Source organism: Sphingosinicella sp., from assembly GCF_052387495.1.
Lineage (GTDB): Bacteria > Pseudomonadota > Alphaproteobacteria > Sphingomonadales > Sphingomonadaceae > Allosphingosinicella.
Map to the genome: position 1 here is coordinate 1 of NZ_JBQTJC010000128.1, position 14,350 is coordinate 14,350.

Sequence of the window (14,350 nt, forward strand, 5' to 3'; positions counted from 1 at the left end):
CCCGCGCGACCGAGCCCGCCGCCCGCGCCTGGTGTGCCGCCGCCGCCGAGGCGATGGCCGCCGAGCGCCGCTATTTGACCCGCCTCGCCGTCGCCGCCGGCCCCGTGCCCGGCACGCCCGGGGCCGCCGCCAGCGACTCCGCCCTCAATCAGCAGCGCGCCGCGCTCGCCACCCTCGCCCAATCCGATCGCGCCGGTTGCGCGCTCGGCGCCGCTCTGGCCTTCGCCGCCGACTGGCGCGCGGTCCGCATCCTGCTCGACGCCGCCGCCGCCCGGCTCGGAGTCGCCATCCCCGCCGGCCGCCTCGGCAGCGAGGACGAGCTCCGCCCCGTCGCCGACATCGCCGGCGAGAGCGAAACAAGCGAACGCGCCCTCCTCTTCGGAGCCGCCCAGCTGGCGCATCAGCATTGGGGGCTGTGGGATCTGCTTGAGGCGAGAGCGCAGGCGCGAAGCGAAAACTAGTCCGGCCGCCGCACTGGCAGCCCCACCCTTGCGTCCCCCTCCCCGCCATGCTTTAGCCCGCGCGACTAATTGACGTTTACGTTAAGGGCAGAAGATGCGGTTCGAGGGCACGAAATCCTATGTCGCGACCGACGACCTCCAGGGCGCGGTCAATGCGGCGGTGACGCTGCGGCGGCCCTTGCTGGTCAAGGGCGAGCCGGGGACGGGGAAGACCGTGCTCGCGCACGAGATAGCGCAGGCGATCGGCGCGCCGCTGATCGAATGGCACGTCAAGTCGACGACCAAGGCGCATCAGGGCCTCTACGAATATGACGCGGTGGCGCGGCTGCGCGACGGCCAGCTCGGCGACGCGCGGGTCCACGACATTTCGAACTACATCAAGCGCGGCAAATTGTGGGAGGCGTTCACCGCGCCCGAGCTCCCCGTGCTGCTGATCGACGAGATCGACAAGGCCGACATCGAATTTCCGAACGACCTCCTCCAGGAATTGGATCGCATGTCGTTCGACGTCTACGAGACGCACGAGACAATCGTCGCCCGCGAACGGCCGATTGTCGTGATCACCTCGAACAACGAGAAGGAGCTGCCCGACGCGTTCCTCCGCCGCTGCTTCTTCCACTACATCAAATTCCCCGACCGCGAGACGATGCAGGCGATCGTCGACGTCCATTTCCCGGGAATCCAGAAGATGCTCGTTTCGAAGGCGATGGACATTTTCTACCAGGTCCGCGAGGTGCCGGGGCTGAAGAAGAAGCCGTCGACGAGCGAGCTGCTCGACTGGCTGAAATTGCTCCTTCACGAGGACATGCCGCTGGAGGTGCTCCAGTCCAGGGACCCGTCCAAGGCGATCCCGCCCCTGCACGGCGCCTTGCTCAAGAACGAGCAGGACGTGATGCTGTTCGAGCGGCTCGCCTTCATGACCCGGCGGGGCGGCTGAGCCTCGCCCGATTGCCGAGCGGGCGGGCCCGGGCTAAGCTGTTGCCCCAAAAGGGGGAAGCTTCATGATCCGTTTTCTGATCGCGGCCGCGCTCGCGCTCGCCGCCGCGCCGGGCCTGGCCCAGCAGGGCGACTGGCGGCATGCCGAAAGCGGGGTCAGCATTCCCCGCGAATTCGGCGACTTGCGGATCGGCGACGAGCGCGAGTTCGGCGACGCCGGGCGCTACGACGTCATCGTCCAGCTCGGCAGCGATCGCGAGCCGGCGACGCTCTACGTCTACCGCTCCGCTTATCCCAATCCGGCCTTGTGGTTCGATCGCGTCCGCACCGCGATGAACGAGAATGTCGGCGCGCAAGGAGTGGCGGCGGCGCCGCGCGCGATCACGTTGGGCGGCGCGCCCGCTCCCAACGCGCTGCGCGAGGAGTTCGATCTGCCCGCCGGCGGCCAGTGGCGGGCGACGTCGGTCACGATCATCCAAGCCGGCGAATGGATCGTGAAGGCGCGGGTCACCTCGGCGACGCTGGACCGTGCCGGCGTGGCGGCGCGGATGGACCGGCTGCTGGCGGCGCTGCGCTTCGCAAATCCGCTCCCCGCGCCGCATCCGCTGCGCGTTCCCGCGCCCTGCGCGGACAATCCGACGCTCGGCGGCAACGCGATCCGCCGCGACGAGGGCCAAGCCGTGGCGAGCGTCAACGGAGTCGCGGTCTACGCCGAGGCGCGCGGCCATGGCGGCCTCGCCGCCGACCCGGGCGCCTGGTGCCGCGCCCGCAGCGACATCCCGCCGCAATATGGCACCGCCTATCGCCGCCTCGACGGCAGCGAATGGATCGTGCTGGTCAGCGATTCGGGCCGGGCCGTTTCCGCCCGCGTGCTGCGGCCGACCTTGCCCGGCCTGCCGGAGAACAGCGCGGCGAGCTTCGCCAGCCTGCCCCAATCGACCCGGGTGGTGAATCTGTTCGACGGCCTGCCCGATATCGGCCGCACTTTCCTCGAAGCGGTGCCTGTGGTGAGCGGGCAATCGCGCGGCATGGCGGAGATCAGCGTCGGGCCCAATCCCGACTAAAGCGGGCTCAGCGCAGCGCCTCGTCGCGGTAGGCGAGCTCGAAATTGCCCCAGCGCCGGCCGCGCACGTACATCGGCACGAAGACGTTCTTGACCGGGAGATATTTCCCCTCGCCGAGGTCGACGCGGTAGGTGAACAGCATCGCCTCCTTGTCGCTATCGATCGCGCGCTGGGTGGCGGCGTCGATGAAGTTGCGGCGGTTGCGGCAATGCTCGGCGTTCCAGGCCGGATCGTCGCCCTGCGGGTGCGAGCGCTCGGTGACGTGGGTGGGCAGATAGCCGGTCAGGTCGCTCATCACGCAGGCCATGTGCCGTGGATCGGAGCCGTTGACCCGGTCGAGGACCGGGCGGACATGCGCATCGGCATAGGCGCAGAAGCGGGTCTCCCACTGGGTCGGGTTGGTGCCCGGCATGACGACATAGTCGCGGTCGAAAACGTCGTCCTCGGCGATCTCGCCGCGGCGGATCGACTCCTCGATCATCGCCTCGAGCTCGCGCGCGGCGGCCTGGGCGCGCTCGACAAAGGCGGTATCGTCGATGCGCACGCCACAGCTCGCCAGCCGGTCGAGCATCTCGTTGGACAGCAATTCAAGCGTGGCGAGCTTGTCCTGCGTGGTCTTCAATTGCCCGCCATTCTCGCGCGCGTCGGCGGCGAAGGTGGTGAGGCCGGATTTGACCGAATCGACGCTGGCCTGGATGAGGCCGGTCGACTGGGCGATGCCGTCGGTCTGGCGATCGACCAATGCGACGATGTCGGCGACGTCGCGGACGGTTTCGTTGATCGTCGAGAAGCCGCCCTGCGCGACCCGGCTCTTCTCGACGCCGCTCTTGATCTCGCTGGTGACGATCTCGGCCTCGCGGGTGAGCGAGGCGATCGTGCCGCCGATCTCGCTGGTCGCGGCGCGGGTGTCGTGGGCGAGCTTCTTCACCTCGGCGGCGACGACCGCGAAGCTGCGCCCTGCCTCGCCCGCGCGGGCCGCCTCGATCGTCGCGTTCAGGGCCAACATGTTGGTCTTGTTGGCGATCGTCTCGATCGCGGCGGAGACGCTCTGCACCCGGTTCATCGCCTCGGCGAAGCCCGCCATGCGGTCGCCCAGCTGGACGACGAGATCGGTGAGGCCGGAGAAGACCTGGATCGTGTCCTCGATCGCCGCCCTGCCCTGCTCCAGCTTGCCGCGCGCCTGCTCGGCGAGGACTCGGGCCTCGTCGGTGGAATCGGCGACCCGGGCCTGATCGCCGAGGAGGCGGGTCGTCACTTCCTCGAGCATGTCGAGCATCTTCAAATTGGCGCTGATCCGCGCATTGACCCCGCCGACATAGCCGGCGACGTCGCTGCACTCCATCGCGAGGCTGCCGCAATTGCGCGCCACCGCGTTGATCGCCTCGCCGTCCGTCCTCTCGTTCGCCGCCGTCGCCACCGTCGCGCCCCCAAAGCCTTATGCTTTCGCGAGAGGGGTTAAGCGGAAGATGTTGAGAGGACGTTAACCACCGCTTGCGGATGCGCCGCTGGGCGCGGGCCATATATTTCGTTATCGTAGCGAAACGATCCTGAGAAGGACCGGCCATGACCTATCGCATCGTTCTAGGTATCTCCGTTATCGCGGCCGCCGTGCTGACCTTCTTCTTTCTGTGGGGGGTGGCTGACGCAAGCCTTGTGTGGGACCCGTCCGGCGGAGCCGGCTTTTCCCTGATCTTCGTTGTGCTGGCCTGGGGCATAATCGCTATGTCAATCGTCGTGCATAGAGCCGGGAACAGCGTCCTTGCGGCGGTGATCCTGATGCCGGTCCTTTGGCCGGCGATCGGCTATGGGCTGATCTTGCTCGTCCTCATGACGGGCGGAGTATCATGGCGCTAGCAGCCCCGTGACCCGCGCGTGGGTCTGGGTTAGGATGATTCGATGTTCTTCTCCTTCGTCGACGAGCTGCGCGCCGCCGGGATTCCGGCCTCGATGAAGGAGCATCTGACCCTGCTCAAGGCGCTCGACGCCGAGGTGATCCGTGCCAGCCCGGACGAATTCTACTATCTCGCCCGCGCCACTTTCGTGAAGGACGAGAGCCTCCTCGACCGCTTCGACCAGGTCTTCGGCAAGGTCTTCAAGGGCCTCGAAACGAGCTACGGCACCGAGACGGCGGCCGTCCCGGAGGAATGGCTCAGAAAGATCGCCGAACTCTATCTCACGCCCGAGCAGATGGCGGAGATCAAGTCACTGGGCTCGTGGGAAGAGATCATGGAGACGCTGAAGCAGCGGCTCGAAGAGCAGCAAGGGCGGCATCAGGGCGGCTCGAAATGGATCGGCACCGGCGGCACCTCTCCCTTCGGCAATTCGGGCTACAATCCGGAAGGCGTTCGCATAGGCGGGGAAGGCGGGCAGCGGCGCGCGCTCAAGGTCTGGGACAAGCGCGAGTTCCGCAACCTCGACAATACGCAGGAACTCGGCACGCGCAACATCAAGGTCGCGCTCCGCCGCCTCCGGCGTTTCGCCCGCGAGGGCGCCGCCGAGGAGCTGGATCTCGACGAGACGATCGCCGGCACGGCGCGCAAGGGCTGGCTAGACATCCGCATGCGCCCCGAGCGGCACAATGCGGTGAAATTATTGCTCTTCCTCGACGTCGGCGGCTCGATGGACCCGCATATCAAGCTGTGCGAGGAGCTGTTCAGCGCGGCGACCAGCGAGTTCAAGAATCTCGAATTCTTCTATTTCCACAATTGCCCCTACGAGGCGGTGTGGAAGGACAATCGCCGCCGTTTCGCCGAGCGCACGCCGATGTGGGACGTGCTTCACAAATTTGGCCACGATTACAAGCTCGTGCTGGTCGGCGACGCCTCGATGAGCCCCTATGAGATCACCCATCCGGGCGGCTCGGTCGAGCATTATAACGATGAGGCGGGCGCGGTCTGGCTGCAGCGGCTGACGACCACCTATCCCGCCGCCGCCTGGCTCAACCCGGTGCCCGAGAAATATTGGGGTTATACCGGTTCGGTCGGCATCGTCCGCGAGCTGATGCACGACCGCATGTACCCGCTCACCCTCGCCGGCCTCGACGAGGCGATGCGTACCCTGAGCCGGAAGCGTTGAGCCGCGCTCGGGCATGGAGCGACGCCTTTCAACCATCCTGATCGCCGCCGCCGTCGCGGGGACGCTCCAGCTCGGCATCGCCTTCCTGCTCGCGGCGGCGAGCGGGCGGGGGATTTTGCCGGTGCTGCGCGAGATGGCGGCGGGGATGCTCGGCGAAGGAATGCGTGCGCGCGGCTGGGGCGGCGCGGTGATCGGACTCGCGCTGCACTTCGTCATGATCGCGGTTGTCGTGCTGGTCTATTCGATCGCGGCAAGGCGCATTGCGCTTCTGAGAGCCCACAAGGTGTTCGGCGGCGGCGCATTTGGACTGCTGCTGGGCGCCACCCATTGGCTGCTCGCCCCGCGCGGGCTGCCGACCCTGTTTCCGCAAGTCACCCCGGTCGACACGGCGGTTGCGCTCGCGGCCTGGGTGATCCTTGTCGGTCTGCCGACCGGCTGGATCGTCGCGCGGCGGATGCCGTGAGCGAGGCGTCGTCCCGCCTCGCTGCCGCCGCCAGTCGCGGGCTGGCGGGGCTGTGGCGGACGCGGCTGCTGCCGCGACCGATACTGGACGCGGAAGCGCTCGAAGCCGCGGCGCTCAAGGGGCGGTCGCCCGACGCCTTCGGCCCGGCACAAGAATGGCGGACGCCGTTCCGACTGCTCGTCGAATCGCTCCGCGACGAGGCGGCGCTCAACCCGCTCGGGCTCAGCATGGCGCACGGCCAGATCGTCGGTGCGTTGCGCGCCCGCATCCGCGCCGCTTCGCTGTGGCGCGAGCATCCGGAAATCCTCGAGCGGCCAATCCCCGCCCCGGTCGTCATCCTCGGCCCGATGCGCTCGGGGACGACGCGGCTGCACCGGCTGCTCGCCTGCGATCCCCGCTTCGCCCACACCCGCCTGTTCGAATCGCTCGATCCGGTGCCGGCGCGTGGCCGCGTCCTGAAGGCCCGCGCCAGTCTCGCCGCGATCCGCCGCTTCAACCCGGCGCTGGCCCGAATCCACCCGATGGCGCCGCACGATGCCGAGGAAGAGTTCGGCCTGTTCAGTTTCTCTTTCGGCAGCGCCCAGTTCGAGGCGCAATGGCGGGTCCCACGCTTCACCGGCTGGTGGGAGAGCGCCGATTCGCGCTGGCTCTACCGGGAGTTTCGCGCGCTGCTCCAGACGATCGGCTGGGCGCGCGGCGAGGCGACGAACAAGGTCTGGCTGCTGAAGGCGCCGCAATTCATGCAGGACCTGCCTGTCCTGCTGGAGGCGTTTCCCGAGGCGCGGCTAATCTGCCTCGATCGGCCGCTCGACCGGGTCGTCGCCTCGTCCGCGTCGCTCGTCTGGCAGCAGATGCGGATCCAGTCCGACGAGGTCGATCCCGAATGGATCGGCCGCGAATGGCTGCGCAAGACATTGCTCAGGATCGAGTGCGCGGCGGAAGCCCGCCGCGCCCGGCCCGACGTGCCGCAGCTCGATGTCAGCTACGAGGCGATGGACCGCGACTGGCGCGCACAGATCGCGCGCATCTACGACTTCCTCGGAGAGGAGCTGGAGTCGGAAACCGAGGCGCGCATGGCCGCCTACCTCGCCGGCGCGCGCGAGCATGTCGGCCACCGCTACAGCCTCGAGCAGTTCGGCCTCAGCCGCGAACGCGTCTTGCGCCACGCCTGACTTCTGGCCCCGGCGCGCGCCGCTTGGCATAAGCCTCAACATGAGCAGCCTTTCCCCCGCGCGGCGCGCCGTCGCCTTGGCCGGCGAAGGGCGCGTGGCCGAAGCGCTCGCCTTGCTGGCCGAGAGCGGCGCGGCGGGCGACGGCGAAGCGCTGTTCGCGCGCGGGCTGTGGCGAGTGGACGGGCGGCTGCTCCCGCGCGAGCTCGAGGCGGCGCGCGCGGATTTCAGGCTGGCCGCCGAACTGGGCTCGCGCGACGCCGCGCGGGTCTATGCCGGCTTCGTCGCCAGCGGGATCGGCGGTCCGCGCGACTGGGCGAGCGCACTCGCGCTGCTGGCGGCGTCGGACGATCCGCTGCTCCGTCGCCAGCACGAGCTGATCGCAGCGATGGACCTCACCGAGGACGGCAATCCGCGGAGCCTACCGTCGCCGGAAGTGCTGCGCGATAGCCCTGCGATCGCGGTGACCCGCCGCCTCTTCACCCCGGAGGAATGCCGCCTGCTCGTCGAGCTGGCCGAGGCGCGCTTCAAGCCCGCTTCGATTTTCCACGAGGCTCGGAAACAGTTCGTCCGCGATCCCTTGCGCGATTCCGACGCGGCCGGCTTTCCGGTCGTGCTGGAGAGCCCGTTCGTTCACGCCCTCAACCGCCGCCTCGCCGCGGCGAGCGGCACCGATGTCGCGCAGGGCGAGACGCTGCAAATCCTGCGCTACGCCCCCGGCCAGCAATATCGCCCGCATCTCGACGCAGTGCCGGGCGTGGCGAACCAGCGCATCCTCACCGCTTTGGTCTGGCTCAACGACGATTGTGAAGGCGGCGAGACGCTGTTTCTCGAAAGCGGCCTCGCGGTGAAGGGCGGTCAGGGCGATCTCCTGCTCTTCGCCAACGCGCTGCCCGACGGGCGTCCGGACCCGGCGACGCGCCATGCCGGCGCGCCGGTGACCAGGGGCGTCAAGCTGATCGCCAGCCGCTGGATCCGCGCCCGCCCGGCCGGGCCCGAAGGCTTCGGCCGGCACGAGGCGGAAGGGCACTAGCCGCTGATCAGGTGGAAGCCTGTCTGCCGCCCATCCAGGTAGCGGACGCTCGTCCCGTCGAAGAAGGCGTCCTCCTCGAGCCGGAAATCGACCTCCTGCCCGCCCCATTCGGGCACAATGTGGCGCGCCGAGAGCTCGATCGACCAGGCGGTGTTAGCGCGCAGGCGATGTTCGCCGCGCGGATCGGGCTCCTGATTGTCCCAGAAGCCGATCGAGGCGCCGGCGCCGTGGCCGTGAAAGCCGATCGGGTGCGAATGGATCGTCGGCCGCAAGCCCGCCGCGAGCGCACGCGCCCGCGCGGCGGCGAGGATCTCGTTGCCGGATAGCCCGGTGCGGAAGCTCGCCGTCACCGCGTCCTGGACGCGGTTGGCGGCGGCGAGGCCGGCGCGCAGCCCCGCGGGCGCCTCGCTTTCGCCTTCGCGCAGGACATAGGCGAGCTGCTGGGTATCGGTGTTAAGGCCGAGCATGACGATGCCGAAATCGCACCAGAGCATGTCGCCGCGCTCGATCACGGTGTCGCCGTCGAGCGGCGCCGCGGCTCCCCGGCGGAAGATCGCGACATTGGGGTGAAACCAAGTGTCGAGCCCGAGCGCGTTGATCCGCTCGCGATACCACCAGGCAAGGTCGTTCGCGGTCGTCTGGCCGGGTGTGACGACGCGATCCGAAAAGCCCTCGGCGATGATTGCGTGGGCGAGCCGGACGATGGCCGGATAGGCTTCGATCTCCTCCGGAATGCGCGTCTCCAGCCAGCCGATCGCGAGCGCGTCGTGGCTGACCACCCGCGCCCGCGTCGCTTCCGGAAGCGCCGCCATCAGCGCCTCATATTGGCTGTGGGTGAGGCCGTCGCCGAACGCCGTGCCGGGCGAGACGTTGACCGCGATCCGCGTCGGGTCGCGCTCGGCGATCAGCTCGGCGAGGCGGGCGAACTGGTCGGGCTGGGCGGACGGGTCCCAGGACGGAGCGAACAGCCCGCCGAGACCGTAGCGGCTCACCGTCAGCCGCTCGACCGGCCGCCCTCCGGCGGGATCGTGGAAGACGAGGATGGTCCGCCGCCGCGCGCGCAGGCTGGTCGCGTTGAGCATCGTGCTCATCACCGGGTCCTCGAGATATTCGCGCGCGATCAGCAGCCACATGTCGACGCCCTGCTCGCGCATCAGCGCCGGCACGATCGTGTCGAGCCGCCGCGCCAGCCAGTCGTCGCGGATCCGCGCCTGCTCGCGCAGGGAAAGCACCTGCGCCTCGATCGGAGGCTGGGCCGCGGTGGGCGTGGCCAGCAGGAGCGCCGCGATCAGGCCGAGCACGATTGCGGGCTTAACTCCCCCCATGTAACGACGCCCCCATGAGCCAGTACCGGTCCGAGCTTCTGCGCCTACTCGAAGCGCGCGCCTATATCCATCAGGTGACCGACGCGGCCGGGCTGGACGCGCTCGCCCGGGCGCAGGTGATCCCCGGCTATATCGGCTTCGACGCGACCGCGCCCTCGCTCCACGTCGGCAGCCTCGTCCAGATCATGATGCTCCGCCGCCTCCAGCAAGCCGGGCACAAGCCGATCGTGCTGATGGGCGGCGGCACCACCAAGATCGGCGACCCTTCCGGCAAGGACGAGAGCCGCCGGCTGCTGAGCCACGAGGACATCAACGCCAACATCGCCTCGATCCGCCGCGTCTTCGAGCGCTTCCTGAGCTTCGGCGACGGTCCGACCGACGCGATCATGGCCGACAATGCCGACTGGCTCGACGCGCTCGATTACATCCCGTTTCTCCGCGACATCGGCCCGCATTTCACGATCAACCGGATGCTGACCTTCGACAGCGTCAAGCTCCGGCTCGAGCGCGAGCAGCCGCTCACCTTCCTCGAATTCAACTACATGATCCTCCAGGCCTACGACTTCCTGGAGCTGTCGCGCCGCGCCGCCTGCCGCCTGCAGCTCGGCGGCTCGGACCAGTGGGGCAATATCGTCAACGGCATGGAGCTCGCCCGCCGTGTCGACGGCACCCAGGTCTACGGCCTCACCACCCCGCTGATCACCACCGCCGACGGCGGCAAGATGGGCAAGACCGAGAGAGGCGCGGTCTGGCTCAATGCCGAGCAACTCGCTCCTTACGATTACTGGCAATTCTGGCGGAACACGCAGGACGCCGACGTCGGCAAGTTCCTGAAGCTGTTCACCGATCTGCCCCTCGACGAGATCGCCCGGCTGGAGGCGCTCCAGGGCGCCGAGATCAACGACGCAAAGAGGAAACTCGCGAATGCCGCTACAGCAATGCTGCACGGCGAGGTTTCTGCTACAGAGGCTGCCGAGACTGCCCGCAAAACCTTCGAAGAGGGAACAGCTGGAGGTTCATTGCCGACTCTCCAGGTAGCGACTGGCGATATCGATATCGTCAGCGCGCTGATTGGCCTTGGCTTTGTCGCTTCCAAGACCGAGGCCCGTCGCAAGATTGCCGAAGGGGCGGTAAGAGCCGATGGAGAGGTCATCAAGGAGCCCGAATTCAGACTCTACTTCGGTCCAACACCGAGGAAGGTCAGCTTGGGCAAAAAGAAGCACGGACTTCTGAGGACTACTTGAGCTCCTGAACCCTGGTAGCTGCACGCATTCGTTCCAAGAGCGGGTCAAGGATGGGCCAAAGTTCGTCTTCCGTCTGGAACTGTTTAGCCAAGAGCGCCTGATATCGCTCTTCATCGCTTCGAGCTTGCTCCAAGCGTCTGACGGTCCTCTCTAGCATGTCCAATTTTATAGCGACTGTCTTGAGGTCCTGGAGAAGATCGTCGTCGTATATCAGCTCCGCCTCTTGAATTGCGCCATAAGCGTACCGAAACCGCCAATGACGTTCGCAATCTCTACAATCGTTTGCATTACCCGCCTCTCAGCAATCCCACAGCCGCATCCCGCTCCATCAAGTAGAGCAGTACCCGCGCCGCCCTGCCCCGCTCGCCCTCCAGCCCGCCGTCACGATCGACCAGCAGCCGCGCGTCGTCCATCGCCATCGGCGCCAGCTCTCCGATCTGCTCGGGGCCCGCCAGCCGGAACTGTGCCTCGCCGGACTGGCGCGTGCCGAGAATCTCGCCGGCGCCGCGCAGGCGCAAATCCTCCTCGGCGATGCGGAAGCCGTCATTGGTTTCGCGCATCAGGCTCAGGCGCGCCCGCGCGGTCTCGCTCAGCACATTGCCGCGCAGCAGCAGGCAGACGCTCTTCGCCTCGCCCCGCCCGACCCGGCCGCGCAACTGGTGCAATTGGGCGAGACCGAAGCGGTCGGCATGCTCGACGATCATCAAGCTCGCATTGGGCACATCGACGCCGACCTCGATCACCGTCGTCGCCACGAGCACGCCGATCCGCCCGCCCGCGAACGCCTCCATCACGGCGTCCTTCTCCGGCCCCTTCATGCGGCCATGGACGACGCCGACCGCATCGCCGAAGCGCAGGCGCAGCACCCGCGCCCGCTCCTCGGCGGCGGCGAGGTCCGAGGTCTCGCTCTCCTCGACCAAAGGACAGACCCAGTAAGCCTGGCCGCCGCCCGCGAGATGCCGCCCCAGCCCGTCGACCACCTCGCTCAGCCGGTCTTCGCTGATCACCCGTGTCTCGACCGGCTGGCGGCCCGGCGGCATTTCGTCGAGGCGGCTCACGTCCATCTCGCCATAATGGGTGAGGGTGAGCGTGCGCGGGATCGGCGTCGCGGTCATCACGAGGAGGTGCGGCGGCCGCTCCGCCTTCTGGCTCAACATCATCCGCTGGGCGACGCCGAAGCGGTGCTGCTCGTCCACCACCGCGAGGCCGAGCCTCTTGTAGCTCACCGCCTGCTGGAAGATTGCATGGGTGCCGACGAGGATGTGGATCGAGCCGTCGGCGAGCCCCATCAGGCAGGACTCGCGGGCGCGCCCCTTCTCCCGCCCGGTGAGGATCGCGACGTTGACCGGGAGGCCGCCAAGCAGCCGCGTCAGCGTATCGTAATGCTGGCGGGCGAGGAGCTCGGTCGGGGCCAGCATCGCCGCCTGCGCCCCCGCCTCGACCGCGGCGAGCATCGCCATCAGCGCGACGAGGGTCTTGCCGGAGCCGACATCGCCCTGGAGCAGGCGCAGCATCGGCACTTCCTGCTCGAGGTCGCCCTCGATCTCGCGCACCGCGCCGCGCTGGGCGGTCGTGGGCTCATAGGGGAGCTTGAGCTTGCCGCTCAAGCTGCCGTCGCCCCAGAGCGGCACGCCCTTGCGCCGCCGCGACGAGGCGCGGACCAGCATCAGGGCGAGCTGGTTGGCGAAGACCTCGTCATAAGCGAGCCGCTCGCGGGCGGTCGCCGCCGCCGGATCGCGATGCGCGGTCGCCAGTGCCTCCGCCCAATCCGGCCAGTCCTGCTGCGCCTTGAGGCTCGGCTCGATCCATTCGTCGAGCGCGGGCAACCGCGCCAGCGCCTGGCCGGCGAGATCGCCGAGCCGGTGGTTGGTGAGCCCTTCCGACAGCGGATAGACCGGCTCGCGTTCGGGAATCTGCGCCGCCTCGTCGGCTTTGAGCACATAGTCCGGATGGACGATCTGCAATTCCTGGCCGTAGCGGTCGAGCTTGCCCGAGACGATCCGCGTCTCGCCCAGCGGCAGCTGCTTCTTCGCCCAGCCCGGATTGTTGAAATAGGTCAGCGTGACATAATCGCCGCCCGCGTCCTCGGCATAGACCCGGAACGGCCCCCTCCCCCCGGCCTGACGATAGTCGCGCGGCGTCAGCGCGACCGTGATCGTCCGCCCGACATCGCCCTCATCGAGCCGCTCGACCTTCTTGCGGTCGATCCAGCTCACCGGGAGATGGAAGAGCACGTCCACCACCCGGTCGAGCTTCAGCCGGTGCAGAGGCTTGGCGAGCTGCGGGCCGATGCCTTTGAGCGCCTCCACTTCGGCGAACAGCGGATTGAGAATGTCGGGGCGCATGCGATTCAGTCCCGGCGCAGCGAAGCCGCCAGCGCGGCGCCCGAGCGGCAGAGACTGTCCGCAAGCACCTCCGAGGTCGCCGGCGCCTCGCCGAGCAGCCAGGCCCGCACCGGCGCCAGCGCCGCCTCGGCGAGCTGCCGGGACGCGAGCTTGGCGGGCAAGGCCAGGTCGCCCTCGAGCCGCTGCTCGATCAGCTCGGCGAGAAGGCGCCGCGCCTGCTCCCCCGCGCGGCCCGAGAAATGGTCGCGGGCACGCGCCCGATACTCCCAGAAATGGTCGAGCAGCCGCGTCAGCGAAGCGGGATCGCCCCGCCCCGCCGCCGCGTCGGCGAGGATCGCGAAGGGGTGGGACAGCGCCTCCAGCCGGACCTGCTCGGCGCCGGAGAAATGGTCGTAGAAGGTCGAGCGGCCGACCCCGGCTTCGGCTGCGACGTCCGCGGCGCGGATGCGGCGCTGCCGCCGTTCGAGGACGAGCCGGTTGAACGCGTCGATGATCGCGCTCCGCGTCCGTCCCGCCCGGCTTGCCGGCGCTTCGTGCATGTTGCTCCCCGGACATTTCGCGGCCCGAGTCCGGCCGCGCGCCTTCCGGCCTTTTCGCCGAAGCCCGGCCCGGTCACAACCGTCCTCGAAGCCGGGAGGATTAGATGGAAGCGAACGGACGGATCGGAGGCGCGGCGCTGATCGCGGCGGGCGCGGGGACGGTGCTGGCGATGGCCCACCATCCCACCGGCGCGCATGGCGGCGGCCTGCTCGGGCCGTCTGTCCACGCGGCGATGATCGTGCTGCTCGGGCTTACCGCCTTCGGCTTCGCGACCCTCTGCGCCTTGCGCGGGGCCGCGCGCCCGCTCATCCTCGCCGGCATGGTCGCTTATGCGCTCGCCCTGTTCGGCCATGCCGGCGCGGCGACGATCAACGGCTTCGTCGTCCCCGCGCTCGCCGGGCGCGACGCGGTCCCGGGCCACGACATTTTCCTGCTCGCCTGGGAGGCGAATCAGGCGCTGGCCAAGCTCGGCGTGATCGCAGCCTCGGTCGCCTTCCTGTTCTGGTCGATGGATTTTCTGCGCCGCGGCGGCGGCGAGGCCAAAGCGATCGGCGCGCTCGGCCTCGCCGCCGGCCTCGTGCCGCCCGTGCTGCTGCTCGGCGGCATCGTCGCGATGAACGTCACCGGCGCCTTCATTGTCTATGCGATCCAGGCGGCCTGGGGCGCTCTGGTCGGCGTCCACCTGTTTCGTAGAG

14 protein-coding genes are annotated in these 14,350 nt (G+C 68.5%); 10 read left to right on the forward strand and 4 right to left on the reverse strand.

What is annotated here, in order from left to right:
* From ACT4N8_RS07350 to ACT4N8_RS07360, 3 genes are all read left to right on the forward strand, one after another.
* Positions 1-461: DUF6975 family protein (locus ACT4N8_RS07350; protein ID WP_444857483.1), on the forward strand; the 461-nt coding region annotated here is incomplete at its 5' end.
* Between the two features lie 94 nt (positions 462-555).
* Complete coding sequence (locus ACT4N8_RS07355) at positions 556-1,398, forward strand: AAA family ATPase (protein ID WP_444857484.1); 843 nt, start codon at positions 556-558, stop codon at positions 1,396-1,398.
* A 64-nt stretch (positions 1,399-1,462) separates the two neighbouring features.
* Positions 1,463-2,461: a hypothetical protein gene (locus tag ACT4N8_RS07360; protein WP_444857485.1), complete on the forward strand. Its 999-nt coding sequence runs from the start codon at positions 1,463-1,465 to the stop codon at positions 2,459-2,461.
* 7 nt (positions 2,462-2,468) lie between these two features.
* Here the strand turns inward: ACT4N8_RS07360 and ACT4N8_RS07365 are convergent, their stop codons facing one another.
* Complete coding sequence (locus ACT4N8_RS07365; protein ID WP_444857486.1) at positions 2,469-3,878, reverse strand: methyl-accepting chemotaxis protein; 1,410 nt, start codon at positions 3,876-3,878, stop codon at positions 2,469-2,471.
* A 146-nt stretch (positions 3,879-4,024) separates the two neighbouring features.
* Between ACT4N8_RS07365 and ACT4N8_RS07370 the strand changes: the two genes are divergently transcribed.
* From ACT4N8_RS07370 to ACT4N8_RS07390, 5 genes are read left to right on the forward strand one after another with little or no spacing between them, the layout of a single operon-like run.
* Positions 4,025-4,315, forward strand: a complete 291-nt coding sequence (locus tag ACT4N8_RS07370) for a hypothetical protein (RefSeq protein WP_444857487.1) — start codon at positions 4,025-4,027, stop codon at positions 4,313-4,315.
* A gap of 42 nt (positions 4,316-4,357) precedes the next feature.
* Positions 4,358-5,536, forward strand: coding sequence for a vWA domain-containing protein (locus tag ACT4N8_RS07375; protein WP_444857488.1), 1,179 nt, complete (start codon positions 4,358-4,360; stop codon positions 5,534-5,536).
* Positions 5,537-5,549: 13 nt separating this feature from the next.
* A complete protein-coding gene (locus tag ACT4N8_RS07380) occupies positions 5,550-5,999 on the forward strand; it encodes a hypothetical protein (RefSeq protein WP_444857489.1) in 450 nt (149 codons plus the stop codon).
* Positions 5,996-7,171 (forward strand): sulfotransferase family protein, encoded by a 1,176-nt coding sequence (locus ACT4N8_RS07385; RefSeq protein WP_444857490.1) that lies wholly within the window; start codon positions 5,996-5,998, stop codon positions 7,169-7,171. The genes ACT4N8_RS07380 and ACT4N8_RS07385 overlap by 4 nt, the downstream gene beginning before the upstream one ends.
* Before the next feature lie 40 nt (positions 7,172-7,211).
* On the forward strand, positions 7,212-8,201 hold the full coding sequence (locus ACT4N8_RS07390; RefSeq protein WP_444857491.1) for a 2OG-Fe(II) oxygenase: 990 nt from the start codon (positions 7,212-7,214) through the stop codon (positions 8,199-8,201).
* Here the strand turns inward: ACT4N8_RS07390 and ACT4N8_RS07395 are convergent.
* On the reverse strand, positions 8,198-9,526 hold the full coding sequence (locus ACT4N8_RS07395; protein ID WP_444857492.1) for a M24 family metallopeptidase: 1,329 nt from the start codon (positions 9,524-9,526) through the stop codon (positions 8,198-8,200). The two genes, ACT4N8_RS07390 and ACT4N8_RS07395, sit on opposite strands and share 4 nt — an antisense overlap.
* Before the next feature lie 14 nt (positions 9,527-9,540).
* Here ACT4N8_RS07395 and tyrS point away from each other — a divergent pair, with 14 nt between their 5' ends.
* Positions 9,541-10,770, forward strand: coding sequence for a tyrosine--tRNA ligase (gene tyrS / locus ACT4N8_RS07400; RefSeq protein ID WP_444857493.1), 1,230 nt, complete (start codon positions 9,541-9,543; stop codon positions 10,768-10,770).
* Positions 10,771-11,057: 287 nt separating this feature from the next.
* Here tyrS and recG read toward each other — a convergent pair whose 3' ends face one another.
* Together recG and ACT4N8_RS07410 are read right to left on the reverse strand one after the other, a co-directional pair.
* A complete protein-coding gene (gene recG, locus ACT4N8_RS07405; protein ID WP_444857494.1) occupies positions 11,058-13,115 on the reverse strand; it encodes an ATP-dependent DNA helicase RecG in 2,058 nt (685 codons plus the stop codon).
* 5 nt (positions 13,116-13,120) lie between these two features.
* The gene (locus ACT4N8_RS07410; protein WP_444857495.1) at positions 13,121-13,654 is read right to left on the reverse strand and encodes a TetR/AcrR family transcriptional regulator; all 534 of its coding nucleotides are present in this window, start codon (positions 13,652-13,654) and stop codon (positions 13,121-13,123) included.
* Positions 13,655-13,758: 104 nt separating this feature from the next.
* Here ACT4N8_RS07410 and ACT4N8_RS07415 point away from each other — a divergent pair.
* Positions 13,759-14,350: hypothetical protein (locus tag ACT4N8_RS07415; RefSeq protein ID WP_444857496.1), on the forward strand; the 592-nt coding region annotated here is incomplete at its 3' end.

What these genes read in the sequence shown, in the direction of transcription:
- ACT4N8_RS07355 (WP_444857484.1), top strand. Translation starts at nt 556, where the DNA reads ATGCGGTTCGAGGGCACGAAATCCTATGTCGCGACCGACGACCTCCAG.
- ACT4N8_RS07360 (WP_444857485.1), top strand. Translation starts at nt 1,463, where the DNA reads ATGATCCGTTTTCTGATCGCGGCCGCGCTCGCGCTCGCCGCCGCGCCG.
- ACT4N8_RS07370 (WP_444857487.1), top strand. Translation starts at nt 4,025, where the DNA reads ATGACCTATCGCATCGTTCTAGGTATCTCCGTTATCGCGGCCGCCGTG.
- ACT4N8_RS07375 (WP_444857488.1), top strand. Translation starts at nt 4,358, where the DNA reads ATGTTCTTCTCCTTCGTCGACGAGCTGCGCGCCGCCGGGATTCCGGCC.
- ACT4N8_RS07380 (WP_444857489.1), top strand. Translation starts at nt 5,550, where the DNA reads ATGGAGCGACGCCTTTCAACCATCCTGATCGCCGCCGCCGTCGCGGGG.
- ACT4N8_RS07390 (WP_444857491.1), top strand. Translation starts at nt 7,212, where the DNA reads ATGAGCAGCCTTTCCCCCGCGCGGCGCGCCGTCGCCTTGGCCGGCGAA.
- ACT4N8_RS07395 (WP_444857492.1), bottom strand. Translation starts at nt 9,526, where the DNA reads ATGGGGGGAGTTAAGCCCGCAATCGTGCTCGGCCTGATCGCGGCGCTC.
- tyrS (WP_444857493.1), top strand. Translation starts at nt 9,541, where the DNA reads ATGAGCCAGTACCGGTCCGAGCTTCTGCGCCTACTCGAAGCGCGCGCC.
- recG (WP_444857494.1), bottom strand. Translation starts at nt 13,115, where the DNA reads ATGCGCCCCGACATTCTCAATCCGCTGTTCGCCGAAGTGGAGGCGCTC.
- ACT4N8_RS07410 (WP_444857495.1), bottom strand. Translation starts at nt 13,654, where the DNA reads ATGCACGAAGCGCCGGCAAGCCGGGCGGGACGGACGCGGAGCGCGATC.